The sequence below is a fragment of the Burkholderia gladioli genome (assembly GCF_000959725.1).
GTDB classification, from domain to species: Bacteria; Pseudomonadota; Gammaproteobacteria; order Burkholderiales; family Burkholderiaceae; genus Burkholderia; species Burkholderia gladioli.
The window spans coordinates 1,247,468-1,273,431 of sequence record NZ_CP009322.1; the positions used below are offsets into that span (position 1 = coordinate 1,247,468).

Here is a 25,964-nt window from a genome sequence, read left to right on the forward strand (position 1 = left end):
GGAAATGGGCATGGTGTCGTCGGGATCAGGCGCGCGGGGTGCCGGGCGCGGTGGCCGGCGGCAGCGCCTGCATCAGCGCGGGATTGAGCGACAGGCGCAGGCCGACCAGCGCATGCAGCGCGTCGCGCAGCCCGCGCTGCAGCGCGGCGGCGGGGCGCGCGGCGCGAGACGCGGCAGGCGAGGCCGACGCGTCGGGCGCAACCGGAGTGGCAGGCGTTGCCGGCGCGGCGGGGCCGCCGGCTTGCGCGTCACCCGGGGCGCGTTCGCCGCGCGGCGGCGTGCCCTGCTGCGTGGCGCCGATCAGGTGGCGGATCGCGACCGCGTCGAGCGCGTCGTCGATCGATTCGAGCAGGGCCGGCGAGGCCGGCTGGCGCGCATTGGATTCGGCGCAGGCGGTGTAGTGCGCGTTCACGCCGGCCAGCACCCGGTCGATCGCCTCGGGCACGTCGCCGTCGAGGCGGCGCAGCGAGCGGTGCAGGTCGAGCGCGTTGAGCGCGACGCGCAGGTCGCGGAAGGTTTCGATCGAGGGATGGCGGTGATCGTCGGACGCGGACAGGCGCGGCAGCAATTGCGTGACGCGGTCGAGCATGCGCGAGGCATGGTTGCGCTGGTCGGCGATCGGCTGGCGCGAGGCGGACTTGGCGACGTCCTCCCAGCTCGAGCGCAGCAGCCGGCGCGCCGCCAGCTCGGCGCCGAACGGGCGCGTGGCGCGGGTCCAGACGAAGGCATAGAGCAGCCCGGCGACACCGGCGATATTGCTGTTGAGGAACACCAGGAAGTCGGCCGAGTAGGCGTCCTGGATGCTGATGAAGGTGGCGGTGTTGACGGCCACCAGCATCGTCACGAGATTGAACTGAGGGCGCGGGATCAGCGTGCCGATCAGGATGAAGGGCCCGGCGAAGATCAGCACCAGCATCACGAAATCATGCACGTGCGGCAGCACCACGAACAGGTAGAGCCCGGCGAACACCACGCTCGCGCAGGTCGAGAGGAAGAAGCGGAACACCAGGGGCGCGGGCTCGTCGAGCGCGGCGAAGAAGCAGCAGGCCACCGCCGCCAGCGTGACCGCCCCGGCGCCGTCGTTCCAGCCAGAGGAGATCCACAGCCAGCAGGCGAGCACGATCGCGCCGGCCGCCGTCAGCGTGGAGAACAGCATCATGCCGCGATCGTAGAAGCGCTCGGTGCCGCCGAGCCGCCAATGGCGGTAGCGCGGCTGCCAGACGCCGGCCTCGTTGTCGATCAGCGCGCGCAGCGAGCGGCAGTCCTGCCACACGTCCACCACCTGGCGCAGCCGCCACAGCGCGTTCGACAGCAGCGCGCCGTCCCAGCTCATCATCGCGTCGCCGGTCGGCTGCAGCGCGGCGATGCGCTCGCGCAGCCGGTCCGCCACCGGGTCGGCGATCGCGCCCGTGGCATCGGCCGGCGCCGGCAGCGGCGCGTCGAACCAGCGCGCCGCGTCGGCCAGCAGCGATGCCAGCTCGGCCGGTAGTGTCTCGAGCTCGCGCATCAGCGCGACCAGCGGATCGGCGAGCGCCGACATCAGCGGCATGAACAATTGCATGCGGCCGTGCAGGGCCTCGGCGCGGGCCAGCACGCGCGGATGGGCGTGATCGTAGCCGAGCTGGCTGAGCAGGAATTCCAGCGCGTTGAGGGTGGCGGCCAGCCGCTGCCGGCAGGCCGACAGCGCCTTGCCGGCCAGGTGGCCCGAGAGCGTTTCGCGGCCGTAGAAGGCGGCGTCGCGGAACCAGCCGTCGGCGCGCTCGATCAGGGTCGGCGCGAGCCGGTTCGGCAGGATCGCGCTGCCCACCACGCTGGCGCAGACGATCCCCAGGATGATCTCCTCGGTGCGCGCGATCGCCACGTCGAACACCGTGGTCGGATCGGTGACGGTGGGCAGCGCGATCAGCGGCATGGTGTAGCCGGCCAGCAGGAACACGTAGCTGCGCGCGGTGCGGTCCGACATCGCCAGGTAGAGCAGGGTGCCGGTCCACAGCGCCACGATCACGCTGAACAGGAAGGGCGTCTCGACGAAGGGCGGCACCAGCAGGATCGCGGCCGAGGCGCCGAGCGCGGTGCCCAGCGCGCGGTAGAGCGCCTTCGAGCGGGTCGCGCCGACGAAGGGATTCGAGACGATGTAGACGCTGGCCATCGCCCAGTAGGGGCGCGGCAACTGGAAATAGAGGCCGAGGTAGAGCGCCAGCATCGAGGCGGCGAAGGTCTTGCCCGAGAACAGCCAGTCGCGCAGGCTCGGGTAGGTCATGGCGCGCCCCGATCGCCGGCATCGCCCGAGTCGTTGAAGGCGTTCAGGACTCGCAGCGTGGCCTCGAGATCGGCGCGACTGACCGACTTCAGCACGCGCGAACGCAGCACGCGCAGGTCTTCCTCCATCTTCGCCGTGACGGCGCGGCCCTCGTCGGTGAGCGTGACGGTCTTGGCGCGGCGATCGGCCGGGTCCTCGTCGCGGCGCGCCAGGCCCGCCGCGCAGAGCTGGTCGAGCAGCCGCACCAGCGAGGGCCCCTCGATGCCGACGTGCTCGGCGAGCGTGACCTGGCGGACCGCCTCGCCCAGCCGGCCGGCGATCAGCAGCGGCGTGGCGCAGGCCTCGGACACGTTGTAGGCGGTGAGCAGCGAGTCGCTGGTCCGGCGCCACTTGCGGGCGGCGGTGACCAGGGTGCTGCTGACGGCCAGGCGCAGGGCATGGAGATTCGACATCCGGCGGATGATATCGGAATTCCATTCGATAGCAAACTATCGGTTTGAGGTAAACGCTTTACGAGTCGATCGGGGAGGGCACGGGCGGCGCCCGTCGAGGCGATCGACGCAGCCGGCAGCGTAGCGCGCGCTCGATGTCATGCCGATGTCGTCCGCCGCCGCGAGCATGACGCGATTCGATTGCTTCCCGGGCGCGACGCGGCACGTTTCATGCTGCGTCGCATGAAACGCGCGGCGACGGCGCGCCCGCCATCCAGGCCGGCGGCCGGGCCGGCGAGGACGGCGCGTCATGCTGCGGCGCATTCGAGCCGCGCCTCGACTTTCGAATCGGGTCGGATGTGCTTAAATTTCCAGATTGCAGCCGGCACGCGCCCCGAGCGGGCCGGATTTCCTTCAGCCCCGAGAGCCGCGAGGAGCGCGCGTGAAGAAGCCACCGGTCGTCACCTATGTTCGTCCGCGCCAGCGTGCCCAGACGCTGGCGATCCGCCGCAACCGCAAGATGGCGCGCTCGGTGCACGCCTATGTTCGCGGCAACACGGCACGCTATTACGAGTGGCTGGCCGACGCGAAGGTCGGCACGCTGCCCGAGGGGCCGGCGATCTGGATCTGCGGCGATTGCCATACCGGCAACCTCGGCCCGGTGGCCAACGATGCCGGCGAGATCGAGATCCAGATCCGCGATCTCGACCAGACCGTGATCGGCAATCCGGTGCACGACCTGATCCGGCTCAGCCTGTCGCTGGCCACCGCCGCGCGCAGCTCCGACCTGCCGGGCATCGTCACGGCGCGCATCATCGAGCAGGTCCACGAGGGCTACATGCATGCGCTGGCCGCCGGCAAGCGCAAGCGCGCGGCGATCCCCAAGCCCGACGTGGTGCGCATCGTGATGCGCACCGCGCTGGAGCGCACCTGGAAGCACCTTGCGCGCGAGCGGCTGATGGGCGTGAAGCCGGTGCTGCCGCTCGGCAAGCGCTTCTGGCCGCTCTCGCGCGCCGAGTCGAACGGCATTGCCGCGCTGGTCGACACGCCCGCCATCGCCGAGCTGGCCGTCGGCCTGCGCGGCAACCGGCTGGCCGAGCATGTCGAGCTGCTCGACGCCGCCTACTGGGTCAAGGGCTGCAGCTCGCTGGGGCGGCTGCGCTACGCGGTGCTGCTCGACGTCGACGGCGCCGCCAGCGAGGGCGACGATCTGTGCCTGGTCGACATCAAGGAGGGCACCACGGCGCTGGCGCCGCGCTATCGCGACAGCGAGATGCCGCGCGACAACGGCAAGCGCGTGGTGGAAGGCGCGCGCCATCTCTCGCCCTATCTCGGCAACCGCATGTGCGCGGCGACGCTGTCCGAGCGTTCGGTGATCGTGCGCGAGTTGCTGCCGGCCGACCTCAAGCTCGAGATCGGCAGCGTCGACGAGGCCGAGGCGCTGCGCATCGCGCGCTACCTGGCGCACGTGGTGGGCCTCGCCCACGCGCGGCAGATGGATACGAGCACGCGCGCGCGCTGGCTGGCGGAACTCAAGCGGGTGCGCTCGAAGACCATCGACGCGCCGTTCTGGCTGTGGCGCAGCGTGATCGAATTGATGGGCAACCACGAGGTGGGCTACCTCGAGCATTGCCGCCGCGTGGCGGCGCAGCGGGCCGGCAAGCGCTGAGGGCGGCCGTCGGTGAACCGGCGCAGGGGCCCACCAGCGGCGGGACCGGACGACAACGAGGACGAGGCGAGGACGAAAATCGATGAAGACCTTTCATTGCGGCAATTGCGGGCAGTTGGTGTTCTTCGAGAACGTGCGTTGCGAGCGCTGCGAGGCACCGCTCGGCTACCTGCCCGAGGTGGGCGAGGTGGGGGCGTTCGAGATCGACGCCTCCTCGGGCCAGTGGCGCAGCCTGCATCCCTCGGTGGCCGGGCAGCTTTACCGGCCCTGCCATAACTATTCGGTCGAGAACGTCTGCAACTGGATGGTCCCGGCCGATTCGCCGGCCAGCTATTGCGAGTCCTGCGTGCTGACGGAAACCATTCCCGACCTCTCCAACCCGGACAATCGTCCGCTCTGGTATCGCACCGAGGCGGCCAAGCGGCGCCTGGTCTACACGCTGACGATGCTGGGGCTGCCGGTGGAATCGCGCCTGCTGGCGCCGGAGCGCGGCATGAGCTTCGCCTTCAAGGCGGCCACCGAGAGCGAGCCGGTGATGACGGGTCACGCCAATGGCCTGATCACGCTCAACCTGGCCGAAGCCGACGATGCCGAGCGAGAGCGCGTTCGAGCGGCCATGCATGAGCCCTATCGCACCCTGGTCGGACATTTCCGCCACGAGATCGGCCATTACTACTTCGATCGCCTGATCGTCGGCAGCGCCTGGCAGGAGGCCTTCCGCGAACGTTTCGGCGACGAGCGCGCCGACTACCAGGCCGCGCTCGACGCGCATTACCAGAACGGCGCGCCGGCGGGCTGGGAGGACAGCTACATCAGCGAATACGCGAGCATGCATCCCTGGGAGGACTGGGCCGAAACCTGGGCGCATTACCTGCACATGGTCGACACGCTCGATACCGCGAATGCCTGCGGGCTGGTGCTCGATCCCGACGACGACAGCCTGCCGCATCTCGACGACCAGACCTCGGTCGATGAGGCCAGCTTCGGCAACCTGATGCGGCGCTGGTTTCCGCTGACCTATGCGCTGAACAGCCTGAATCGCAGCATGGGCGTGGCCGATGCCTATCCGTTCGCGCTGTCGCCGGCGGTGGTGGCCAAGCTGCGCTTCGTGCACCGCGTGATCAGCGCGACGCGCGAGGCGGCGCCGGACGAGGCGAGCGGGGCGCGGGCGGCCGGCAGCGAGGAAGCACGCGACGAGGCGGCGGGAAAGCCGGGCGGATCGACTTCCTGAACGAAGCCGCCCGGCGCCGGTCGCGTCAGTCGCCGGGGCGGGGAGAGTAGAGGCGAATCAACCGATCGAGGTTGACATGCGCCAGCGTCGTGAGCGGCGCGAATTCATCGGACAGGAACAGCGGCGTTTGCGAGCGTAGCTGCATCAGCGCCCGAAGCCGGCCGTCACGGAACGGCGCCGAAGGCGCCGCGGGCGCTTGCTCCCATTCGAGCGCGATCTCGCGGTCATAGGCCAGCAGGCGCTCGGGCGTCGCGGCCAGGATCGCCAGGTCGGCATCGAGGAACAGCGCGGCCGCCTGCCGGCGCGACGGATCGGCAAGCGCCGAAGCCGGCAGCCGATGCGACTTGGTGGCGAGCACCAGTTCGCAGGCGAAGCGCAGCGCGTCGGCATGCTCGCGCTGCCAGGCGGGCGGGCACAGCGCCGCCGCCGTCGCGGCCAGCCACGAGGCGCTGCGCGCTTCGTTGTCGGCGTAATCGGCAAGCGTGGTGGCGTAGACGATGTCGTGCGCCCAGACCGCCAGCTCGATCGCCAGCCGATGTGGCGCGTCGCGGTAGGGCGCGAGCTGCTCGAACAGCTCGGCCAGGTGCGCGAGCGTGTGGTAATGGCGCTGCGGCTCGCGATAGGCCTGCTCGACCAGCGGCCAGACGGCGGCCGTGCCGAAGCAGGCCGCGCATTCCTCGCGCAGGACGTCGAGCGTGGCGTCGTCGATCATGCCCGAGCCGCCGCGCCGATCTCAGGACTCGTTGCCGGTCCCGGCCGTGCCGCGCGGGCGGCGTGCCCGCGTGGTGCCGCTGCGCGTGGCGCGGGCGCGCTTGGCAGGGGCGGCCGGTGCCGCCTCGTCGTCGGCCGCCGCTTCGCCCGTGCCGGACAACAGGTCCTCCGGCGCCGCGGTTTCGGCCGCGGCATTCGTTTCCACCGCCGCCGCCGCGGTTTTCTTCGCGGCTACCTTGCGTGCGCGAGCCGGCGTCTTCTTCGCGCGGGTCGACTTGGCGGCCGTGGCCGGGGCTTCGTCGGCCTGCGTCGTCGCCGGCAGGTCGTCGCCGTGATCGGCGAAGGCCGGCACCACTTCGTCCGGCATGGCCGGCGTGCTCTCGACCACCACCGGCTCGGCCGGCGCGGACGCTTCGTGGGCCGGCGCGTCCTCGATCAGCGGCATCTGCTCCGGCTTGCGCGAGCCGCGTCCCTTGCCGTGCCTGCCTTCGTCGCGCTTGTTGGCGTGGCGGCGCTCGCCGTCGTGCCGCGATTCGCGCTTCGCCTCGGCCTGCAGCGGCTGGGCGAGCGCTTCGGCTTCCGCCTCGCTTTCCTGGCGACGGCCGCCGTCCTGGTGCGCGCGGCGCTCCTTCTGCTGCTTGTGCTCCTTCTGGTCGCGATGACGCGAGCCGCCGCCATGCCGCGCCGGCTGCTGCGGTACCGCTGCCGGGGCTTCGCCGCCGCCGAGCGCCTCGTCGGCCTTCGCCGCTTCCACGCCGAAACCCGGCTCGGCCGCCGCGCCCTGGGCCGGACGCGACACATAGGTGCCCGACTTCTCGTCGCGGCCGATCTCCAGCAGCCCGTGCGCCTGCGCCTCGTCGAGCAGGTTGCCGAAGGCGCGGAAGCCGTAGTAGGTCTCGTTGAAACCCGGCTTGCGCCGCTTGATCGCGCTCTTGAGCACCGAGGCCCAGATCTTGCCGCTGTCGCTGCGCTCGGAGGCGAGCGCGTCGAAGGTCTCGACCGCGATGGTGATCGCCTCGAGCTTGCGCGCGTCGCCGTCCTGCTTGCGCTGCTTGTCGTCGGCCGCGCGCTTGCTGCTGTCGGCGCCGGCGCGCGACTCGCGCTTGGCCTGGGCGCGCTGCAGTTCGCGGGCGAGGTCGTCGTAGAAGATGAATTCGTCGCAGTTGGCGACCAGCAGGTCCGAGGTCGAGTTCTTCACGCCCACGCCGATCACGCGCTTGGCGTTCTCGCGCAGCTTCGAGACCAGCGGCGAGAAATCCGAGTCGCCGCTGATGATCACGAAGGTATCGACATGCGATTTGGTGTAGCAAAGATCGAGCGCGTCGACCACCAGCCGGATGTCGGCCGAGTTCTTGCCCGACTGGCGCACGTGCGGGATCTCGATCAGCTCGAAGCTCGCCTCGTGCATGGCGCCCTTGAAGGTCTTGTAGCGATCCCAGTCGCAATAGGCCTTCTTGACCACGATGCTGCCCTTGAGCAGCAGTTTCTCGAGCACCGGTTTGATGTCGAATTTCTCGAACTTCGTGTCGCGCACGCCGAGCGCGATGTTTTCGAAGTCGCAAAAGAGCGCCATGTTGACGCTGTCCTGAGGCAAGGCCATGAGTTCTCCAACCGTAGGCTCGCCGAATCGGCGAGCGCTGAAATTGCGCACATGATAGCGGGCTTGGGTGGGCGATGACCGCGCGCGGGTGAAAAAGGCCGGCCGAAGGCGGCCGTCGAGCGGGGGGCACGTCGCGCGTCGGTCGCTGCCTGCGCGTGCTCAGGCGCGCGGTTCGCGCAGCCGGCGGATCGCCTGCCAGGCGCAGCCGGCCGCGGTCGCGGCCAGGCCCGCGAAGCTCACCATCACGCCCAGCGCGAAGCCGGCCGGCATCTCGCCGCTGTCGGGCGTGTCGGGGCGCGCGAACACCGCCGCCAGCGTGCCGGCCGCGATCAACGCGAGGCAGGCCACCCAGTAGAGCCGGCCGCGCGTGGCGCGCAACGCGTGCCAGCCGGCCCAGCCCAGGCCGAGCAGGTAGAGCAGCGCGAGCGTGCCGAGCGCGATCAGGTCGGTGGCGGTGGCGGCTTGGGCGAAGCTGGAGGAGGCGGGCATGAGGGAAAAGTCAGGCGGGACGGGAAGCGGATAAACAGCCGGCGACAGGCAGATAAACGCCGGTGGCTGGTGGACCAGCGCGGCGGACACGCACCGTGGGCGGGCACGACAGGCAAGCACGACAGGCAAGCGGCGCCCGGGGTGAATCTCGTCCGCGAGCCGGCAGCCAGGCGGCGTCGAGCCCGAAGCGTGACTGTATCGGCGGCGCGGGGGCGAACGCAAGCCCGATGCAAGCCGGGGCCGCTCTGTCTAGAATCGGGACTTTCCGCCATCGGACCTCGCCATGACCGCTGCCTCGCTCGACCCGACCGCTTTCTCCCTCGATGCCGCCTCGCTGGCCGCGCGTCTCGATGCCGTGTTCGACCAGGCGCTGCGCGAACGGCGCCTGGTCGGCGCGGTGGCGATCGTCGCGCGGCACGGCGAGATCCTGTATCGCCGCGCCCAGGGCCTGGCCGACCGAGAGGCAGGTCGGCCGATGCGCGAGGACACGCTGTTCCGGCTCGCTTCGGTGACCAAGCCGATCGTCGCGCTGGCGGTGCTGCGGCTGGTGGCGCGCGGCGAACTCGCGCTCGACGCGCCGGTCACGCGCTGGTTGCCCGAATTCCGGCCGCGGCTGGCCGACGGCAGCGAGCCGCTCGTCACGATTCACCACCTGCTCACGCACACGTCGGGGCTCGGCTACTGGCTGCTCGAGGGCGCCGGCTCCGTGTACGACCGGCTCGGCATCTCGGACGGCATCGACCTGCGCGACTTCGATCTCGACGAAAACCTGCGCCGCCTCGCCTCGGCGCCGCTGTCCTTCGCGCCGGGCAGCGGCTGGCAGTATTCGCTGGCGCTCGACGTGCTCGGCGCGGTGGTCGAGCGCGCCACCGGGCAGCCGCTGGCCGCGGCGGTGGACGCGTTGGTCGCCCAGCCGCTCGGCATGCGCGATTGCGGTTTCGTCTCGGCGGAGCCCGAGCGCTTCGCCGTGCCTTACCACGACGGCCAGCCGGAGCCGGTGCGCATGCGCGACGGCATCGAGGTGCCGCTGCCGGAAGGCCACGGCGCGGCCGTGCGTTTCGCGCCCTCCCGCGTGTTCGAGCCGGGCGCCTATCCCTCGGGCGGCGCCGGCATGTACGGCTCGGCCGACGACGTCCTGCGCGCGCTCGAGGCGATCCGCGCCAATCCCGGTTTCCTGCCCGAGACGCTGGCCGACGCGGCGCGCCGCGACCAGGCCGGAGTCGGCGCCGAGACGCGCGGCCCCGGCTGGGGCTTCGGCTACCTGAGCGCGGTGCTCGACGATCCGGCCGCGGCCGGCACCCCGCAGCACGCCGGGACGCTGCAATGGGGCGGCGTCTATGGCCATTCCTGGTTCGTCGACCGCGCGCTGGGACTCAGCGTGCTGCTGCTCACCAATACCGCCTACGAAGGCATGTCGGGCCCGCTGACGATCGCCTTGCGCGACGCCGTCTACGCGCGCTGAGCGGCACGGCATGGCTGGGGCCGCCCCCAGCCCCCGCCGGAGCACGAAAAAAAGCCGGGGCATCGGCCCCGGCCTTCATCGCCTTGCCGAGCCGGCCACGCCGGCCGGTCATGTCGGCTTCACAGATCGAAGAACACCGTTTCCCGCTCGCCCTGCATGTGGATGTCGAAGCGATAGACGCTCACGCCGTTCGCCGTGCTTTCGCGACGCGCGATCAAGGTCTGGCGGCGCGCCGCCGGCACCGTCTCGAGCACCGGGTCCGCCGCGTTGGCGGCCGATTCGTCGTCGAAGTAGAGGCGCGTGAAGGCATGCGTGAGCACGCCGCGCATCATCACCGTGACGTCCACATGCGGCGCGCCGGCGGCGGTTGGGGCCGGTTTCACGGTGCGCACCACGAAGCGATGCTGCGCATCGGTGCCCGTGCCGACCCGCGCGAAACCCGTGAAGCCGCTCGTCGCCGCCTCGGCGCGCGAGGCCGGGAAGCGACCGCTCGCGTCCACCTGGGTGAATTCCAGCATGGCGTCGAGGATGGTCTTGCCGTCGCCGTCGAACACCTGGCCGATCAGCACGATCTGCTCGCCCGCCGCGTGCGGCTCGGCGATGTCGGGCGAGAACAGGCTCTTCATGTCGAAGTTGTACTGCTCGGGGCAGAGGCCGTAGGCGAAGTAGGGGCCGACGGTCTGGGAAGGGGTCTGTTTCAGCGTCGTCATGATCAGCGCTCCATCGGGGTGGCGTCGCGGCCGCGCAGCACGATGTCGAATTCGTAGCCGAGCGCGTAACCTTCCTCGGTGACGTCGAGCGTGAAGCGCGAGACCAGTCGATCGCGCGCCTGTTCGGGCGTGCCCTGGAAGATCGGGTCGTATTGCAGCAGCGGGTCGCCGGGGAAGTACATCTGGGTGACCAGGCGCGAGCCGAAATAATCGCCGAACAGCGAGAAATGGATATGGTTGGGGCGCCAGGCGTTCGGGTGGTTGCCCCAGGGATAGGCGCCGGGCTTGATGGTCAGGAAGCGGTAGCGGCCCTGGTCGTCGGTCAGGCAGCGGCCCGCGCCGAGGAAGTTCGGGTCGAGCGGCGCGTCGTGCTGGTCGGCCTTGTGGACGTAGCGGCCGGCGGCATTGGCCTGCCAGACCTCCACCAGGGTATTGCGCACCGGCTTGCCGCCCTCGTCGAGCACGCGGCCCGTGACGATGATCCGCTCGCCCAGCGGCTCGCCGTTCTTCACGGCATTGCGCGTCAGGTCGTGGTCGAGCGCGCCGAGGTCGTCGGTGCCGTAGACCGGCACGAACTGGTTGCGCAGCTTCTCCTTGAGCGGCACCAGCGGCTGCGTCGGGCCGCGCTTGACCGAGGAACGATATTCGGGGTGCACATAGGCGGGATGCGAGGGCCAGTCGCGCGGGCTGAGGATGGAATCGTCCATCGCGGGGTCTCCTGTCTGGTATTGGCGGGGATGACGAGACTTTAGCCAAGAGCGAAAGTTATGCAAAATGACGTTTCGTCTTATCTCGTATAACCAGACGTTATGGAAAACCGTATCGCCGACGGCCGGGTCAAGTTCCGGCACCTGCAGTGTTTCCTGGCCGTGGCCCAGCTGGGCGGCGTGCAGAAGGCCGCCGAAAGCCTGTCGATCACGCAGCCGGCGGTCTCGAAGACGATCGCCGAGCTCGAGTCGCTGCTCGGCGTGAAGCTGTTCGAGCGCGGCCGGCAGGGCGCCCGGCCGACCCGCGAGGGCCAGCTGTTCCTGCCTCACGCGAGCGCCTGCGTGCTGGCGCTGCGCCAGGGCGTGGGCCTGCTGGCCGGCGAGAGCGGCGAGGCGGCCGCCACGCTGGAGATCGGCATGCTGCCGACCGTGGCCGCCTCGCTCGCGCCGGCCGTGATGAAGGCGCTGACCGCCCGCCTGCCGCGCGTGATCGTGCGGATCGCGACCGACCCCAACGCGCGGCTGCTGGAGCGCCTCAAGTCGGGCGAGATCGAGTGTGCGATCGGCCGGCTCTCCGAGCCCGAGCGCATGGTCGGCCTGTCCTTCGAGCAGCTCTACAACGAGCCGCTGGTGGCGTTGGTGCGCGCCGGCCATCCGCTGGCGGGCCATCCCGCGCCGGCCGGCGAACTGGGCCGCTACCCGGTGGTGGTGCCGCCTTACGGCACCCTGATCCGGCAGTCGGCCGAGCAGATGCTGGCCGCCTGCGGGGCGCCGCCGCTGGAAGCCTTCGTCGAGGTGCTGTCGGTCTCGGTGGGCCGCGCGCTGGCGCTGGAGAACGATGCCGTCTGGTTCGTGCCGCGATATGCGGCCGAATACGACCTGGCTGCTCGCACCCTGGTGCGCCTGGCGTTGCCGGCCGAGGGCGCCGACGAGCTGGTGGGGCTGATCCTGCGCACCGACGCGCGCCCCTCGCCGGCCGCGCAGGCATTGATTGACGCGGTGCGCAATGTTGCGCGCGATCGTTTCGCGCGTTTCGCGACACGGCGTACGGGAACCCGCAATCGACGTGGTTCCGCGGCGCCGCATCGGTGATAATGGCCGCTCGGCACACTTCACGGATACCGCTCCGCTCGGCGGTCCGCACGACAACGATGGATGACAGTACTGCCGGACGGCGCGGATGGAGAGATCCGTCGCCCCGGATGCCGCTGGGATATCTGGTGATCGCGGGCGGCGTCGCGATCGCCCTGGTGATGATGACGATCTGCGCAGCGATCCTTCGGGACAGCCGCGTGGACGCATTCGAACGCGCGCAGGACGGGGCGCGCAACACCCTGCTGATGATCGAGCGCGACGTGGCGCGCAGCCTCCATATCGACGACCTGGTCCTGCAGGGCGTCGCGGCCGGCCTGCGCGACCCGGCGCTGGCGGGCTTGCCGGTCGGCATGCGGCGGCGCCTGCTGTTCGATCGCGCGGCAGCGGCCAACGACATCGGCGGCATCTACGTGCTCGACGCGAACGGGCGCATGACGCTGTCCTCGAACGATATCGACACCGGCGACGAGCGCTTCGACGACCGCGATTTCTTCTCCGTGCAGCGCGACGATCCCGATGCCGGCCTGTTCGTCAGCAGCCCCTACGCGACGGTGATGCACGGCGAGGATCCCAGCATCGCGCTGTCGCGGCGCCTGAACGGCCCGGACGGCAAGTTCGCCGGGGTGGTGGTGCTGTCGGTGCGGCTGGAGTATTTCCGGCGCCTGTTCGCCGGGCTCACGCTGGGCCCGCACGGCGCGATCGCGCTGATCCACACCAATGGCCGCCTGATCATGCGCGCGCCCAGCGACGCCACCCTGATCGGACGCGACCTGCGCGGCACCGGCCCCTACACGCGGATGCTCAGCGGCGGCAGCTCCTTCGTCGACACCGCCTCGATCGACGGCGTGCGCCGCAGCTACCTGTTCCAGCGCCTGCCGCGGCTGCCGGTGATCGTGCAGGTGGCGGTGGCCGAGCAGGACGTCTATGCCGAATGGCGCCGCCGCGCCTGGCGCTTCGGGATCCTGACCGGCGCCTTCGGCATCGCATTCGTGGTGCTGAGCGCGTTCCTGGCCCATTCGCTGTGGCGCAAGTCCGAGGCCGAGGCGGCGCTGGCGCGCCTGGCCGGCACCGACAGCCTGACCGGGCTGCCGAACCGGCGCTCGCTGGATGCCTCGCTGGAGCGCGAATGGCGCCGCGCGGTGCGTGCGAGGCGGCCGCTTGCGATCCTGTTCGTCGATATCGACCACTTCAAGCGCTACAACGACGAATACGGGCACACGCTCGGCGACGAGGTGCTGGCCTCGGTATCGGCCCGCATCGCCCAGCAGGCGCTGCGCTCGCACGACGTGGTGGCGCGCTACGGCGGCGAGGAGTTCGTGGTGGTGCTGCCTGACACCGACAGCGCCGGCGCGCGCACCGTGGCCGAGCGGATCCGCGATGCGGTGCGCCAGCTCGGGATCGAGCATGCCGGCGCCGAGTCGGGCTACGTGACGGTCAGCGTGGGCGTGGCGACCTGGCGCCCCGATGCCGGTTACCCGACCAACGTGGCGGTGGTGATCGACGCGGCCGACCAGGCGCTGTATCGCGCCAAGGCCAGCGGGCGCAACCGCGTGTTCGAGGCCGAGATGGCCTGAGCGGCGCGAGCGCGTCGTCTTGCTCTTCGAGGCCGGCTCCGGCCTCGTTTTCCCTTCAATGCCCCAGCGCGGTGCCGAGGCTCGTGTCGAGCCGGTGACGCTGCTGCAGTTCCGCCAGCCGCGGCAGCGCGATGCCGAGTTCGGCGGCCGCCGCGGCCGGGTCCTCGCCGTGCCGCCGCAAGGCCGCGTCGAGCGCCTGCCGCTCGGCCGCCTCGAGCGTCTCGGCCAGCGTGCGGGGCGCCTGCGCGGCGTAGTCGCCGAGATCGAGATCCTCGGCCGACAGCACCGGATGCTCGGCCATCACCATCGCGCGGCGGATCCGGTTGATCAGTTCGCGCACGTTGCCGGGCCAGGCATAGCGGTACATCGCGTCGATCGCGCAAGGCGAGAAGCCGCGGATCCGGCCGCCGCCGTCGGCATCGAAGCGCTGCAGGACATGGCGTGCCAGCACCTCGATGTCGCCGCCGCGCGCGCGCAGCGGCGGCTCGTCGATGCGCAGCACGCAGAGCCGGTGGAACAGGTCGGTGCGGAAGCGTCCCTCGCGCATCGCGGCGTCCAGGTCGACATGGGTGGCCGACAGCACGCGCACGTCGATCGCGATCGACTCGCGCCCGCCGAGCCGCTCGATGCGGCCTTCCTGCAGGAAACGCAGCAGGCTCGCCTGACTCTCGTGGGGCATGTCGCCGATCTCGTCGAGGAACAGGGTGCCGCCCTGCGCGGCCTCGATCCGGCCGATCTTGCGCTGGGTGGCGCCGGTGAAGGCGCCGCGCTCGTAGCCGAACAGCTCCGATTGCAGCAGCGCCGGCGGGATCGCGCCGCAGTTGATCGGCACGAAGGGCGCCAGGCGGCGCGCCGAGCGTTCGTGGATCGCCAGCGCGGTCAGCTCCTTGCCGGTGCCCGATTCGCCGGCGATGAACACGCTCGCGTCGGTATTGGCCACCTTGCGGATGGTGCGGAACAGCGCCTGCATCGCCTCGCAGGTGCCGACCATCTCGCCGCCGCCAGCTTGGCCGGCATCGGCCTTGCCGCCGGGGCGCGCGCCGGCCGGCTCCGCGTCCTGCGCCGCGGGTTCGTCGAGCCGGGCCATGCCGTAGGCGTGGCGCGCCAGCAGGTCGAGCGTGGCGGGCGGGGCGCCCGACTTCAGGTAGTCGAAGCAGTAATGGCGCACCAGCCGCCGCACCTCGGGCTGCTCGAAACGGGCCGCCTCGGCCAGCGCGATCCAGGCGGTGGCCGGGCAGCGCAGGGCGCCGTCGAGCGCGGCCAGTTCGTCGTCCGCCAGGTCGTCGAGCGCCACGATGCCCGCCTGCGCGCGCCGCGGCGCGGGCCGGCGCGCGAACTCGGCCGGCGAGGCCGCCAGGCTGACGCTCCAGCCGTGCTGGGACAGGAAGGCGACCAGCACCGGATCGGGCCGGCGTGCCAGGTAGACCAGGGCGCGCGCGCCCTCGGCCGTCTCGGTGGCGGCGCGGCGGCGCCGGGAGAAATCGGCGGCGATGACGCCGGGAGGAACGCGGGATTCGTGCACGATGGGCTCCGGCGCGACGATCAGAACGTGTACGGGAAACGCACGCCGACCACGAAGTTCGGCGCGTCCGGCGTGAGGCCGACCGCCACCGAGGCATTCATCGTCAGGTGCTTGTTGAAGACGTGGTTGAGGCCGAAGTTCAGCGTCGACGCGGTGGTCTGGCTGCCCGGCACCTTCTGCCACGATTCGCCGGGCGCCTTGGTCTTGGTTTCCGGCTCGAAGGCGAGCGTGTAGGCGATGCTGGCCGAATCGCGCTCGGAGAAGGCCAGCGCCACGCCGCCGCCGATCTGCACGATGTCGCCGAGCTTGACCTTGGCCGGCTGCGTCTGGCCGACCACCGAGGAGATGTCGGAGAACGAGCGCGCCACGTTGTAGGTGTAGGACAGGCTGCCGAACAGCACGATCGGATCGTAGGTCTTCAGCACCGACATGCCGGCCGTGATGCTCCAGAAACCGGTGCCGGTGGGCAGCGTGTCCGGGGCGACCAGGTTGGTGTTGTTCGGATCGATCTGGCGCAGCTTGATGCCGAACGGCGAGGTGCCGGTGGGTGCCTTCACGCGCAGGCTGCCGACCACGTCGGGCAGGTTCTGCGTCTCCTTCAGGAACTGGTAGTAGATCCCGAAGTTGACGTCGCCCAGCGCGTGCGAGGTGCCGCTCGCATCGGACAAGGTGCTGGCCGCGCCGCCCGCACCGCCGACGATGAAGCTGCTGGTGCGGTAGACATAGGGCACGTCGACGTCGACGTTGATGCGGCTGGTCAGCCCGTAGCGCACGTCGACGTCGCTGGAGAGCTGGTGCGACTTGGTCTGGCCGAGGTTGAGGTTGCCCAGGAAGATCGCGTCGAGCGCGAGGAAGCCTGATAACTGGAGCTGCCGGCGATCGTAGTAGGTGTCGTTGATGCCCCAGTCGATCGTCAGCTTGTGGTCGAACAGCGGCGCGTGCTCGCGCTGCACCACGGCGTTCTCGGCCTCGGTGCGGATCGGCTCGGCGGCGCGGTTGTCGGTGCCGATGGTGCCCGGCGCGGGCGCGCTGGCATTCGCGCCGGCACGCGAACCGCCGCCGCCCGAGCCTGCGCCATTCGAACCGCTCGACGCGCTGGATCCTCCGGAGCCGGAGGCGGGCGGTATCACCGGCACGCCGGTGGCCGTGCCGGTGCCGTCGCCCGGCGCGGGCGACAGCGGCGTCGCCTGGGCGAGCGTGACGGTGCCCGCCGGCGCGTCGGACAAGCCGCGCCCGCGCTGCGCCATCTCCAGGTCGACCACCTGGGCTTCGAGCGACTGGATCTTGCGCTGCTGCGCATCGACTAGTTTCATCAAGGTGTTGAGCCGATCCTCGATCGACTGGTTCGCGAGCGATTGCGCCTCGACGCTGCTCGCGATGGCGAACAGCAGCACCGCGGCCGGAATGGCCGCGAGCGTGTGACGCGGTAACGATGTGGCCTTCATGGTCTACCCCCCCGGGTATGGTTTATGTCAGGAAGCGAGTTCGGCGTGCCGCTCGCCGGGGCAATCGCCCGGCGGCAAAAGGCGCGGCACATCCCTTGTGCTGTCATCGGCGTCCGTCGCGCGGGTCTGCACGCGGGCGCCATCGTTATCGATCGATCAGCGGCTTGCGCGCCGCCTCATTTCCTCACCGGGAAGGCAGCCTGCAGCGCCTGCAGCACGCCAGCCTGACGCAGCGCGCCGGCCGACATCTGTTGCGTGCGCAACTGCAGCTGCAACTGGTTGGAGACGACCTGCTGGTTGCCGGTGATCTGCAACAGCTGGGCGATCGAGCCGGCCTGGGCGGCTGCGGCCGGCGCGATGGTCTGGGTGGCGAGGCCGGCCGGCGTGTTGAGCGCGAGCGTCACGCCGTTGGCGCCGAACGAGATGGCGGCGCGGATCGAGCCGTCGGCATTGGACGCGCTGGCCGAGGGCGCGTTGCTCGCGCCGGCCAGCATGGTGAGCAGCTTGCCGTTCGAGCCGAAGTCGATCGACATGCCGTTGTTGCCGGCGTTGCCGTTGCCGGCCACCTGGGTGACCTGCGAGACGCCGTTGACGCGGATCGACTGGCCGCCGCTCGCGCCGTTGCCGGGTTGGGCGCCGGTTGGGCCGGCGTTGTCGCCGCCGACCACGCTGGCCAGCGTCTGCACCTGCGCGGAGAGCTGGTTGGCGGCATTGGCGACGATGTTGAGGGTGCCCTGGGCGACCGCCAGCGCGCCGTTGGGCAACTGCCATTGCGAGAGCAGGTTGACGACCACGCCGGAGATCATCGTCGCGTCGGCGAACTTGCCGGTCTGACGGGCCAGCACGTCGTCGTCGACCGCGACGACCGGCAGCGCCGCGGCGCCGGGCTCGCCGGCGAACGGCAGCGACATGCCGGCGGGCGAGACAGCCAGGGCGGCGCTGCCGGTGAGTGCGCAGGCGGCCGCACAGGCCGCATCGCGCAGGAACGAGAGTGAGCGATTCATGATGGGTCAGAACAGGTCTGCCTTGATCAAGCCGTACTCGACGAACGGAATCGCGGCGGAGCCGGTGGACAGCGCCTGTTCGCGCAGTTTCAGCGCCAGCGATTCGTTGTTTTGCAGCAGTGGGGAATCCTCCCTGAAAGGTTTGCCGACCACCGCGAACACCAGCCCGTTCCAGGACTTCGCGAAGTCCTGCTCGAACACGATGCGGTTGCCGAGCGCGGGATCGGCGATGAAGATGCGGCCTTCGGCGGCGCGCTTGACGATCACGAAGTGCTCGTAGCCGTCGATGTTCATCAGCACGATGACGGGGATCTGCAACTGGTAGAGCGCTTCGGTGCCGACCCGGAAGCCGCGGCCGCGCAGGCCGAGCGTCTCGACGAACTTCTTCATGTCGAGCATCGAGAAGCCGTGCTTGACGACCACCTCGGGGGTGGAAAACTCCATCATCCGGGCGATCATCTCGGGTTCGGGGATATCGATCCCGTAGCCGTACTTGAGCAGGGTGGCGAGCGCGGCCGAGCCGCAACTGAAATCGAATTGCTGGTTGACGATGTCGCGATGACGCAGCTCGTACATCGAGCGCACCGGCTTGTGCAGCGGCACGCCGGCAAACGGCAGCGTTTCCACGCTGGCTTGCGCGACGGCTGCCGGCACCAGGGCCCAGCACGCGCACAAGGCGACGAGCCGGGCCGGCCAATGATCGGATACCGCTGACATGGGCGTCTCCCCCGAGACTGCCGCGCGGTGCAACGAGCGCGGCGATGCGACTGGCGCGAACAGCACAAGGCGACGTCCCGCGCCGCCGTGATGGGCGATGCGGGACGTCGTGGCAGCGATCAGTGACCGCTGTTCAGTGCTGCGATGGCCAGGCCGTTGTGCTGCAGGTTGCCTACACCGCCGGCGATGTTCACCCCGATGTTGCCCGTGGCGCCGGTGAGGGTATAGCCGCCGAGCGCGGCGGTGCCGACGAAGCGACCGCTGACCTGGGCGTTGGCGATCTGCGTGTTGTCGTCGGTGGCGACCATCGCGACGGTCCGTGCATGCGCTGCGTCAACCGTGGTCATCGAGCCGGCCAGGCTGTTGTTCTGCACGTTGCCGATACCCGATGCGACGTTCACGCCGATGTTGCCGGACACCTGCGCGAGCGAGCCGTCGCCGATCGAGGCGTTCAGGATGAAGTTGTCGATCCTGGCGTGACCCATCGACGACTGATTGCTGAAGATCTGCGCATTGCCGAACACGTTGCCGACGTCGACCGAGGCCAGGGCCACGTCGTTGCTCTGCGCGTTGTTGATGCCTTCCGCGATGTTCACGCCCAGGTTGCCCTTGACGCCGGTGGCGGCATCGAGGCCGGTGGTTGCGGTCAGCGAGCCGGGCTTTTCGGTATCGATGTAGTGTGTGACGCTGCCCGTGGTCGAGACCGTTGACGAGTTGTAGTCGTTGCTGAAACCCCACAGCGTGGTACGCCATGCGGAGGAGGTTTCGTGAGCGGAGATCGACGCGCTTTGCGAGGATTGCGACTGGCTTTGCATGCCGCCGGCGCTCCAGGCCGTGCCGAATTGCGAATTGGTGCGGCTCGCGCTCGCATCGACATGCTGATGCGCCGATCCCGTGGCATTGGTGTAGGAGGTTCCGCCCCACACCGCGCCGGCGGCGCCGACGATATAACCGCTCTGATTCTGCGAGGCGCTGCCGCCGGCGACGAAACCGAACAGGCCTGGCAGGAAATAACCGCTGATCTGCCCGGACTGGCTGCTGCCCGAGGCGCCAGCGGCTCCGCCTGCGAAGAAGGCCGAACCGCCGGTATTGCCGGACTGATGCAGACTGGCGGACTGGTTGACCGTTGCGCTTTGATGCGACGAGGCGGTGCTGTACGAGCCGCCGGCAATCCAACTGCTGCCGCTGCGCGACATCGATTGCGAGGCGTTCGTCTGCATCGACGCATCAAGCGAGGAACCGTGTCCCGTGGCGAAATAGGATTGGCCGTAGTCGCTGGTCGACGAGTGGACGTTGTCGACCGTGGTCGTCACGGCTCCCTTGGTGTAGCTCTGGGCGAGCGGGTGCAATGACACATGATTCAGCGAGACCGCCTGGTTGTTGTTGATCACGGCGCCGGCCGTGCTCGATACGCCGACCGCGCCATACAGGCCGACGAAGCCGAAGATGCCGACCGCCTCGGTGACCCCGGTGACGTTGTAGAGGAAAGCGTCTGCTGCGTGGACCGAGCCGGTGGCCGCCGATGCGAGAACCGCGGCTGCAATGACAGTGCGTTTCATGATGCGCTCCGATACAGAAGTGGCTAGTTGATAAAAAGCGTGCCCGCCGGGGGACGGAGCACAAAACTATTTGCCGTGGAGTTACCGGCGCCGGCTGTCTGGTTGACTTGTACGATTCCGCTGATATGCTTGAATGCGTCGCCGCTAATCGACACATCCCGCCTATCCCGGCCCCCCGCCGGTATTCCCAGGCCTCCAGCCTTCGGAGCCGTTTCGGACAGTTCGCTGTCCGAAACGGCCTCGATCCCAACGCCCAGCGTGCCGATGGCCATGCTGTTGCGCTGAAGATTCGCGCTGCCCGCGCTTTGATTCACCATCGCCGCACCGGACAGGTTTGAGAGGGCACCGCCCTCGATTCGCACGCTCGTGTCGCCGGTATGCGCGGCGGCGCCGGCCGCCTGCAGCGAGGACACGCCGGCACCGGCCGCCGAGCCGATGCCGATCGCGAGCTGGTTGGCCTGGGCGTTGTCGAGCCCGGCCGTTTCGTTGATGCTCAGCACGCCGCTGATGCCGCGCGCCGCGTTGGCGCCGATCACGGCGGTGCCGGACACGTCGGGCACCGCCTGCGCCTGGGCCTGCGGCATCGCGGCCGCGACCAGCGCACAGACCAGCATGGCGCGAGCATCGAAAACGATTCGGATGACGAAACGATCGTTCGATGCGAAGGCGCGTGAAGGGCGGCGGCTCATTTGATCGCTCCCAGTGCCGTGACCAGCGGCGAGATCGCGCCGGTGATGGTGGTCGAGATGGTGTTGCCGAGCCCACCCAGGCCGGCGGTCGGCACCATCACGCCGGCGTTGCCGCGCCCGATCGGGCCGGCCAGGTCGGAGGTCAGCACCTGGGTGACGGCAGCCACCGTCGCGTTGGTATTGCCGACCGTGCCGGTGACGACGCCCACCGAGCCGCGTGCGTTGGTCAGGTCGAGATCGGAGACGACGGTCGCCATCATCGGATCGAAGGTATTGGCCGGGAAGGTGGTGGCGCGCACCGCCACCGGATCCTGCTCGACCGGCACCGGCCGGTAGGCGATGCGCGGCGTGACCGTGCGCAGCACGATGATGTCGCCGGGGTTCTGCACCTGCTGGGCTTGCGCGCTGCCCGCGGCGCAGGCGAGCGCGGCGAGTGCGGCAAGCAAGGAAGCGGTCGAGCGGTTCATGGCGATGTCCTCGCGGCGGGCCGGATCAGCGGCGCGTCAGGGTAAGGCTGTTGCCCTGCATCGGGCGGGGCGCGTCGGCCGGCATCGGCAGCGGCGAAGGCAGGGCCGGCGGCGCGAGTTCGTCCCACAGCGTGACGTGGTTGCCGGCGCCGGCCAGCATCGTCGGCGAGGCCGAGACCATCATCGTCATGCCGGCCGCGCGGCCGCGCTGGGCAGCCAGCGTGGTCTCGTCGAGCGGCAGCTCGCGCAGGCCGGCGAACATCTCCGGCGCGGCTTCGTCGCCGATCGCGGCGGCCAGCGGAATCACCTGCGCCTGCGCGGCCGGGATCGAGGCCAGGGCGAGCAGCGCGGCGGTGAGCATCAGGCAGAGGTGGCGGTTCAGGGCAGGCATCGCGGTTCTCCGTTGTGCGAGACATTCAGCGAATAGCGTGCCAGCGGCGCGAGAGGCGCGCCGTTGCTGGGTCGATGTCGAGATGAGCGGCGTGGCGCGGGGGAGCGGCGCGCGAAAACGTATCAGCGACGTAACACGGCAGGGGGCGCGACGTCGCCGAGGCGATACGAGCCGGCCCGGTTCGCATCGCGGGCGGCTCGGACACGGCCGGCAAGTCTTTCCGAATGGCTCGTCGAGGTGCCGTAGAATCCGCGCGGGTCGAGGCTTTCACCGGGAGACGACGAACCCGGGGCAAGGCTTGGCGCGGCGCCATGGGGCGCGCCTGAACGTATCAGCGAGGAAACGATTGTTAAACGCGCTGTTGCCAAATCGTAAGGAAAGGGCTGAGGAATCGGGGAAACCACGCAGGGCCGCCGAGGCGAGGCGGCGCGGCGCGCGGCACGCCTGGCTTGAAAGGGCCCGGCATGAAAAAACGCGGCGGCTCGCCGATCGGCAAGCCGCCGCGCTGTCATCGGCGCGGGGATCGACAGCGGCTCAGGAAGGCCGCAGCGCCGCGTTGTGCGGCAAGCCCTTGAGCGGCGAGCGCGCGTCGGCCGGCGTGGCGGCGGGGCGCGCCATCACCGAGAAGCCGAAGGTATTCCAGCCCTCGTCGCAGGCCACGAACACCGAACCGCCGTGCATGTCGGCCACCGCCTTGACGATCGACAGACCCAGCCCGTGGTTCTCGTTGCTGTTGCTGCGCGCTTCCTCGAGCCGGTAGAAGCGCTCGAACATGTGCGCGCGCACGGCGGGATCGATCGGCGTGCCCGGGTTCGACACGGCGATCATCACCTGCTCCTCCGCGGCGCGGATCTTCACGCGGATCGTGTCGCCGGGCCGCGAGTGCTGGATCGCATTGATCAGCAGATTGGTCATCGCGCGGCCGAACAGCGAGGTATCGACGCTGGCGCGCGCGTCGCCCGTCAGCTCGGCGCGCAGTTGCGCATCCTCCAGCGAGACCTCCAGGAAGTCGAGCATGCGCGACACCTCGATGGCCAGCGAGACGTCGCTGAGATTGGTGGCGCGCTCGCCGCGGTCGCTGCGCGACAGGAACAGCATGTCGTTGACGATCACGCGCAGCCGCTCGAATTCCTCGAGGTTCGACTGCAGGGTGCGCTGCATGCGCTCCACGCTGCGATCGCGCGAGCTGAGCGCCACCTGGGTCTGGCCGATCAGGATGCTGACCGGCGTGCGCAGCTCGTGCGCCACGTCGGCATTGAAGGACTCGAGCCGGTCGTAGGCGTGCTCGATGCGCTCCAGCGCGCCGTTGAACGAGCTGGCCAGGTCGTGCAGCTCGCTGGGCAGCGCATCGGTCTGCAGGCGCTGCTTGCGGTTGGCCGGGCTCAGCGCGGCGGCCTCCTTCGAGAGCCGCGCCAGCGGTTCGAGCCCGAAGCGCGTCACCGCGCGGCTCAGCAGCAGCGCGATCACGGTGGCCGCGCCGATCAGCCCGGCCAGCGTCAGCGCGATGAAGCGCAGCATCTTCTGGGTCCGGTCGCAGGTCGCGGCCACGATCAGGGTCAGCTCGGGGCGCACGCCGTTGGTCGGGATCACCGTGGTGCGCGTCATCACGTTGTAGCTGCTGCCCACGCAGTGCACCAGCTGGAACGCGCCGATCGGCATGCCCACCGGCTCGCCGTCGATCGGCGTGCCGAGCCGGAAGGCCGGATCCTCGCTGGTGACGATGTAGCGCGTGGAGCCGTCCAGCGGCTGCAGGTCGGTGAGCTTTTCCTGCGTGATGTGCCAGCGCGCGGCGGTGGTGGCGTGCGAGACGATCATCTCGGCCACCTTGGCGCGCGTCTCCAGCGTGGCGCGCAGCTCGGCGAACAGTTGCCGCTCCATCATCGCGAACAGGCCGATGCCGATCAGCGAGAACACCAGCAGCGAGGTGATGCCGAACATCACCGACAGGCGCAGCGAAATCGAACGTTTCATCGCAACCTCAGCGGCGCAGGTCGGGTTCGGGCTCGTCGCGGACCTCGAGCACGTATCCCATCCCGCGGATGGTATGCAGCAGTTTGTCGGAGAACGGGCCGTCGAGCTTGGCCCGCAGACGCTTGATGGCGGTTTCCACCACGTTGGCGTTGCTGTCGAAATTGACGTCCCAGACCAGCTCGGTGATGGTGGTCTTCGACAGCACCTCGCCGCGCCGGCGTGCCAGCACGCCGAGCAGTTGGAATTCCTGGGCGGTCAGGTCCAGGCGGATGCCGTTGCGGGTGGCGCGGCGGCTGATCAGGTCGACCCGCAGGTCGCCGATCGAGATCAGCGTCGATTCCTGCACGCGCGCGCGGCGCGTCAGCGCGCGCAGCCGCTCGATCAGCTCGAGGAAGGAGAAGGGCTTGGTCAGGTAGTCGTCGGCGCCGCCGCGCAGGCCGCGCACGCGGTCGTCGACGCGGTCGCGCGCGGTCAGCATGATGACCGGCGTGTCCTTCTGCGCGCGCAGCGCGCGCAACACGCCGAAGCCGTCGATCTTCGGCAGCATCACGTCCAGCACGACCACGTCGTAGTCGTATTCGACGGCCTTCCAGGCGCCGTCCTCGCCGTCGGTGGCGGTGTCGACCACCCAGCCTTCCTCCGACAGCCCGCTCTTCAGGTAATCGACGACCTTCGGTTCGTCTTCGACGATCAATACTTTCATTCGGCTTTCCCATTGGCTGGCCCGGCGGCGAGATCGGCCGCGCCCGCTCCGGCGCGGGCCGGCGTGTCGCGGCCGCCTGCCGGATCGGTCGCGGACCAGCCGCCGCCGAGCGCTTTTGCGAGATATACCACCAGCGCGGCACGTTGGCCACGAATCTGCACTTCCTGGCGTTCGCTGGTGAGCAGCTGCTGTTGCGCGCTGATCACGTCGATATAGGCGGTCAGGCCGCCCGCGTAGCGGTCCTGCGCCAGCGAGACCAGCCGCCGCGCGTCCTCCAGCGCGGCGCGGGCGCGCCGCTCGGCCTCGTCCAGCGTGGACAGGCCCGTCACCGCGTTCTGCACTTCCTCGAAGGCGCCCAGCACGGTCTGCCGGTAGTTCGCCTGGGCGGCCTGGTAGCCGGCCTGGGCGAAGTCGACGCCGGCCTTGAGGCGGCCACCCTCGAACAGCGGCTGCGAAACCGAGGCGCCCACCGACCACAGCAGCGACGGCACCGTAAACAGGCTGGCGAAGTTGGTGGCGTCCCAGCCGATGTCGGGCGACAGCACGATGCGCGGGAAATAGGCCGCGCGCGCCACGCCGATCTGGGCATTGGCGGCGGCCATCGCGCGCTCGGCCGAGGCCACGTCGGGGCGGCGCTGCAGCAGGTCGCTGGGCAGGCCGGTCGGCAGGGCCGGCGCGATCAGCGGCTGCACGCGCGGGGCGATCGAGAACGAGGGCGCCGGCGTGCCGACCAGGGTCGCGATCGCGTGCTCGTATTGCTGGCGCGTGTTGAGCAGCAACTGCGCCTGGGTGCGCGTGGCGTCCAGCAGCGAGCGCTGCTGCAGCAGGTTCAGGCCCGACACGGCGCCCAGCTCGTGCTGCGCGCTGACGAAGTCGAGCGCCTTCTGCTGCAGCGCCACCGAGCGGTTCAGCACGTCGATCTCGGCATCGGTCTCGCGCAGCGCCAGGTAGGCGGTGGCCAGGTCGGCCGTCAGCACCAGGCGGGCATTGGCCAGGTCGTCGGCCGATTGCTCGGTGCTGGCGCGCGCGGCATCGACGTTGCGGCGGATGCGGCCGAACAGGTCCAGCTCGTAGCTGGCCGTCGCGCCGATCTGCGTGTCGTTCTGGACCGTCGACTGGTTGCGCTGCGCGTAGTTGGTGAGCGGGCGGTCGGCCGAGATCTTCTCGCGGCTCGCGCCGGCGTTCAGGCCGACCGAGGGCAACTGGGCCGCCGCCGTCGAGGCCAGGGTGGCCCTGGCCTGGGCGTAATGGGCCGCGGCCGCGGCCAGCGTCTGGTTGGCCGCCAGCGCGCGCGTTTCCAGCTCGTCGAGCCGCGGGTCCTTGAAGGCCTGCCACCAGTCGGGCGTGAGCGAGGCATGCGAGGGGCGCGCGCGCTGCCAATAGGTATCGCCCGCCGACTGCTGCCAGGCGGCCGGCGTCTCGACCTCGGGGCGGTGATAGTCGGGGCCGACCGCGCAGCCGGCCAGTAGCGCGGCGGCCAGCGCCGGCAGCGCCAGGCCGATGGCTGCCGGCCGGCGCATCGCGGTGCCGGCGCGGGGCCCGGACGAGGCGCGCGGC

At 70.0% G+C, this 25,964-nt stretch carries 23 protein-coding genes; 5 read left to right on the forward strand and 18 right to left on the reverse strand.

All coding sequences use genetic code 11. The features are described 5' to 3' along the window. Nucleotides 1-25: 25 nt before the first annotated feature. Both BM43_RS06090 and BM43_RS06095 read right to left on the reverse strand, forming a co-directional pair. Nucleotides 26-2,260, reverse strand: coding sequence for an FUSC family protein (locus tag BM43_RS06090; RefSeq protein WP_036056398.1), 2,235 nt, complete (start codon nucleotides 2,258-2,260; stop codon nucleotides 26-28). Then, nucleotides 2,257-2,712 carry a MarR family winged helix-turn-helix transcriptional regulator gene (locus tag BM43_RS06095; protein WP_036037480.1) on the reverse strand — a complete coding sequence of 152 codons (456 nt, stop codon included), beginning with the start codon at nucleotides 2,710-2,712 and terminating at the stop codon, nucleotides 2,257-2,259. The genes BM43_RS06090 and BM43_RS06095 overlap by 4 nt, the downstream gene beginning before the upstream one ends. Nucleotides 2,713-3,133: 421 nt before the next feature. Here BM43_RS06095 and BM43_RS06100 point away from each other — a divergent pair, with 421 nt between their 5' ends. Together BM43_RS06100 and BM43_RS06105 are read left to right on the forward strand one after the other, a co-directional pair. Further along, nucleotides 3,134-4,360 (forward strand): DUF2252 family protein, encoded by a 1,227-nt coding sequence (locus tag BM43_RS06100; protein ID WP_036056396.1) that lies wholly within the window; start codon nucleotides 3,134-3,136, stop codon nucleotides 4,358-4,360. 82 nt (nucleotides 4,361-4,442) lie between these two features. Beyond that, nucleotides 4,443-5,591: a zinc-binding metallopeptidase family protein gene (locus BM43_RS06105; protein ID WP_036056394.1), complete on the forward strand. Its 1,149-nt coding sequence runs from the start codon at nucleotides 4,443-4,445 to the stop codon at nucleotides 5,589-5,591. Nucleotides 5,592-5,616: 25 nt separating this feature from the next. Here the strand turns inward: BM43_RS06105 and BM43_RS06110 are convergent, their stop codons facing one another. From BM43_RS06110 to BM43_RS06120, 3 genes are all read right to left on the reverse strand, one after another. Further along, nucleotides 5,617-6,303, reverse strand: a complete 687-nt coding sequence (locus BM43_RS06110) for an HD domain-containing protein (RefSeq protein WP_052409060.1) — start codon at nucleotides 6,301-6,303, stop codon at nucleotides 5,617-5,619. Nucleotides 6,304-6,324: 21 nt separating this feature from the next. Further along, nucleotides 6,325-7,902 (reverse strand): NYN domain-containing protein, encoded by a 1,578-nt coding sequence (locus BM43_RS06115; RefSeq protein ID WP_036056392.1) that lies wholly within the window; start codon nucleotides 7,900-7,902, stop codon nucleotides 6,325-6,327. Nucleotides 7,903-8,061: 159 nt separating this feature from the next. Next, on the reverse strand, nucleotides 8,062-8,391 hold the full coding sequence (locus tag BM43_RS06120) for a hypothetical protein (RefSeq protein WP_013690221.1): 330 nt from the start codon (nucleotides 8,389-8,391) through the stop codon (nucleotides 8,062-8,064). Nucleotides 8,392-8,674: 283 nt separating this feature from the next. Here BM43_RS06120 and BM43_RS06125 point away from each other — a divergent pair, with 283 nt between their 5' ends. Further along, nucleotides 8,675-9,853 (forward strand): serine hydrolase domain-containing protein, encoded by a 1,179-nt coding sequence (locus tag BM43_RS06125; RefSeq protein WP_036056391.1) that lies wholly within the window; start codon nucleotides 8,675-8,677, stop codon nucleotides 9,851-9,853. Between the two features lie 119 nt (nucleotides 9,854-9,972). Here BM43_RS06125 and pcaG read toward each other — a convergent pair whose 3' ends face one another. Together pcaG and pcaH are read right to left on the reverse strand one after the other, a co-directional pair. Further along, nucleotides 9,973-10,563, reverse strand: coding sequence for a protocatechuate 3,4-dioxygenase subunit alpha (gene pcaG, locus BM43_RS06130; RefSeq protein ID WP_036056385.1), 591 nt, complete (start codon nucleotides 10,561-10,563; stop codon nucleotides 9,973-9,975). A 2-nt stretch (nucleotides 10,564-10,565) separates the two neighbouring features. Beyond that, nucleotides 10,566-11,270: a protocatechuate 3,4-dioxygenase subunit beta gene (pcaH, locus tag BM43_RS06135; protein ID WP_036037467.1), complete on the reverse strand. Its 705-nt coding sequence runs from the start codon at nucleotides 11,268-11,270 to the stop codon at nucleotides 10,566-10,568. Nucleotides 11,271-11,372: 102 nt separating this feature from the next. Here pcaH and pcaQ point away from each other — a divergent pair, with 102 nt between their 5' ends. Beyond that, on the forward strand, nucleotides 11,373-12,362 hold the full coding sequence (pcaQ, locus tag BM43_RS06140; RefSeq protein ID WP_013690225.1) for a pca operon transcription factor PcaQ: 990 nt from the start codon (nucleotides 11,373-11,375) through the stop codon (nucleotides 12,360-12,362). Between the two features lie 110 nt (nucleotides 12,363-12,472). Further along, a complete protein-coding gene (locus tag BM43_RS06145) occupies nucleotides 12,473-13,939 on the forward strand; it encodes a GGDEF domain-containing protein (RefSeq protein WP_172877021.1) in 1,467 nt (488 codons plus the stop codon). A 55-nt stretch (nucleotides 13,940-13,994) separates the two neighbouring features. Here the strand turns inward: BM43_RS06145 and BM43_RS06150 are convergent, their stop codons facing one another. The 11 genes from BM43_RS06150 to BM43_RS06200 form a co-directional block, all read right to left on the reverse strand. Further along, nucleotides 13,995-15,461: a sigma-54 dependent transcriptional regulator gene (locus tag BM43_RS06150; protein WP_052409059.1), complete on the reverse strand. Its 1,467-nt coding sequence runs from the start codon at nucleotides 15,459-15,461 to the stop codon at nucleotides 13,995-13,997. 20 nt (nucleotides 15,462-15,481) lie between these two features. Continuing rightward, nucleotides 15,482-16,906 carry a hypothetical protein gene (locus BM43_RS06155; protein ID WP_036056378.1) on the reverse strand — a complete coding sequence of 475 codons (1,425 nt, stop codon included), beginning with the start codon at nucleotides 16,904-16,906 and terminating at the stop codon, nucleotides 15,482-15,484. Nucleotides 16,907-17,082: 176 nt separating this feature from the next. Next, nucleotides 17,083-17,910, reverse strand: coding sequence for a hypothetical protein (locus BM43_RS06160; RefSeq protein ID WP_036056376.1), 828 nt, complete (start codon nucleotides 17,908-17,910; stop codon nucleotides 17,083-17,085). Nucleotides 17,911-17,916: 6 nt separating this feature from the next. Continuing rightward, nucleotides 17,917-18,627 carry a C39 family peptidase gene (locus BM43_RS06165; protein WP_036056375.1) on the reverse strand — a complete coding sequence of 237 codons (711 nt, stop codon included), beginning with the start codon at nucleotides 18,625-18,627 and terminating at the stop codon, nucleotides 17,917-17,919. A 119-nt stretch (nucleotides 18,628-18,746) separates the two neighbouring features. Next, nucleotides 18,747-20,186, reverse strand: coding sequence for a hypothetical protein (locus tag BM43_RS06170; protein ID WP_036056373.1), 1,440 nt, complete (start codon nucleotides 20,184-20,186; stop codon nucleotides 18,747-18,749). Nucleotides 20,187-20,209: 23 nt separating this feature from the next. Further along, nucleotides 20,210-20,875, reverse strand: a complete 666-nt coding sequence (locus BM43_RS06175; RefSeq protein ID WP_080741934.1) for a hypothetical protein — start codon at nucleotides 20,873-20,875, stop codon at nucleotides 20,210-20,212. Beyond that, entirely contained in the window at nucleotides 20,872-21,342 is a 471-nt protein-coding gene (locus BM43_RS06180) for a hypothetical protein (protein ID WP_036056371.1), read from the reverse strand. Before BM43_RS06180 ends, BM43_RS06175 begins: the two co-directional genes overlap by 4 nt. Nucleotides 21,343-21,367: 25 nt before the next feature. Further along, nucleotides 21,368-21,733 (reverse strand): hypothetical protein, encoded by a 366-nt coding sequence (locus BM43_RS06185; protein WP_052409058.1) that lies wholly within the window; start codon nucleotides 21,731-21,733, stop codon nucleotides 21,368-21,370. Nucleotides 21,734-22,267: 534 nt separating this feature from the next. Next, entirely contained in the window at nucleotides 22,268-23,704 is a 1,437-nt protein-coding gene (locus BM43_RS06190; protein ID WP_036056369.1) for a heavy metal sensor histidine kinase, read from the reverse strand. 7 nt (nucleotides 23,705-23,711) lie between these two features. Further along, nucleotides 23,712-24,407: a heavy metal response regulator transcription factor gene (locus BM43_RS06195; RefSeq protein WP_013690236.1), complete on the reverse strand. Its 696-nt coding sequence runs from the start codon at nucleotides 24,405-24,407 to the stop codon at nucleotides 23,712-23,714. Beyond that, nucleotides 24,404-25,927, reverse strand: coding sequence for an efflux transporter outer membrane subunit (locus BM43_RS06200; protein ID WP_042283283.1), 1,524 nt, complete (start codon nucleotides 25,925-25,927; stop codon nucleotides 24,404-24,406). The genes BM43_RS06195 and BM43_RS06200 overlap by 4 nt, the downstream gene beginning before the upstream one ends. Between the last annotated feature and the right edge of the window lie 37 nt (nucleotides 25,928-25,964).

Excerpts from the sequence above, each read along its gene's own strand:
- BM43_RS06090 (WP_036056398.1), bottom strand. The coding sequence starts at position 2,260 with ATGACCTACCCGAGCCTGCGCGACTGGCTGTTCTCGGGCAAGACCTTC.
- BM43_RS06095 (WP_036037480.1), bottom strand. The coding sequence starts at position 2,712 with ATGTCGAATCTCCATGCCCTGCGCCTGGCCGTCAGCAGCACCCTGGTC.
- BM43_RS06105 (WP_036056394.1), top strand. The coding sequence starts at position 4,443 with ATGAAGACCTTTCATTGCGGCAATTGCGGGCAGTTGGTGTTCTTCGAG.
- BM43_RS06110 (WP_052409060.1), bottom strand. The coding sequence starts at position 6,303 with ATGATCGACGACGCCACGCTCGACGTCCTGCGCGAGGAATGCGCGGCC.
- BM43_RS06115 (WP_036056392.1), bottom strand. The coding sequence starts at position 7,902 with ATGGCCTTGCCTCAGGACAGCGTCAACATGGCGCTCTTTTGCGACTTC.
- BM43_RS06120 (WP_013690221.1), bottom strand. The coding sequence starts at position 8,391 with ATGCCCGCCTCCTCCAGCTTCGCCCAAGCCGCCACCGCCACCGACCTG.
- BM43_RS06125 (WP_036056391.1), top strand. The coding sequence starts at position 8,675 with ATGACCGCTGCCTCGCTCGACCCGACCGCTTTCTCCCTCGATGCCGCC.
- pcaG (WP_036056385.1), bottom strand. The coding sequence starts at position 10,563 with ATGACGACGCTGAAACAGACCCCTTCCCAGACCGTCGGCCCCTACTTC.
- pcaH (WP_036037467.1), bottom strand. The coding sequence starts at position 11,270 with ATGGACGATTCCATCCTCAGCCCGCGCGACTGGCCCTCGCATCCCGCC.
- pcaQ (WP_013690225.1), top strand. The coding sequence starts at position 11,373 with ATGGAAAACCGTATCGCCGACGGCCGGGTCAAGTTCCGGCACCTGCAG.
- BM43_RS06145 (WP_172877021.1), top strand. The coding sequence starts at position 12,473 with ATGCCGCTGGGATATCTGGTGATCGCGGGCGGCGTCGCGATCGCCCTG.
- BM43_RS06155 (WP_036056378.1), bottom strand. The coding sequence starts at position 16,906 with ATGAAGGCCACATCGTTACCGCGTCACACGCTCGCGGCCATTCCGGCC.
- BM43_RS06160 (WP_036056376.1), bottom strand. The coding sequence starts at position 17,910 with ATGAATCGCTCACTCTCGTTCCTGCGCGATGCGGCCTGTGCGGCCGCC.
- BM43_RS06165 (WP_036056375.1), bottom strand. The coding sequence starts at position 18,627 with ATGTCAGCGGTATCCGATCATTGGCCGGCCCGGCTCGTCGCCTTGTGC.
- BM43_RS06170 (WP_036056373.1), bottom strand. The coding sequence starts at position 20,186 with ATGAAACGCACTGTCATTGCAGCCGCGGTTCTCGCATCGGCGGCCACC.
- BM43_RS06175 (WP_080741934.1), bottom strand. The coding sequence starts at position 20,875 with ATGAGCCGCCGCCCTTCACGCGCCTTCGCATCGAACGATCGTTTCGTC.
- BM43_RS06180 (WP_036056371.1), bottom strand. The coding sequence starts at position 21,342 with ATGAACCGCTCGACCGCTTCCTTGCTTGCCGCACTCGCCGCGCTCGCC.
- BM43_RS06185 (WP_052409058.1), bottom strand. The coding sequence starts at position 21,733 with ATGCCTGCCCTGAACCGCCACCTCTGCCTGATGCTCACCGCCGCGCTG.
- BM43_RS06190 (WP_036056369.1), bottom strand. The coding sequence starts at position 23,704 with ATGAAACGTTCGATTTCGCTGCGCCTGTCGGTGATGTTCGGCATCACC.
- BM43_RS06195 (WP_013690236.1), bottom strand. The coding sequence starts at position 24,407 with ATGAAAGTATTGATCGTCGAAGACGAACCGAAGGTCGTCGATTACCTG.
- BM43_RS06200 (WP_042283283.1), bottom strand. The coding sequence starts at position 25,927 with ATGCGCCGGCCGGCAGCCATCGGCCTGGCGCTGCCGGCGCTGGCCGCC.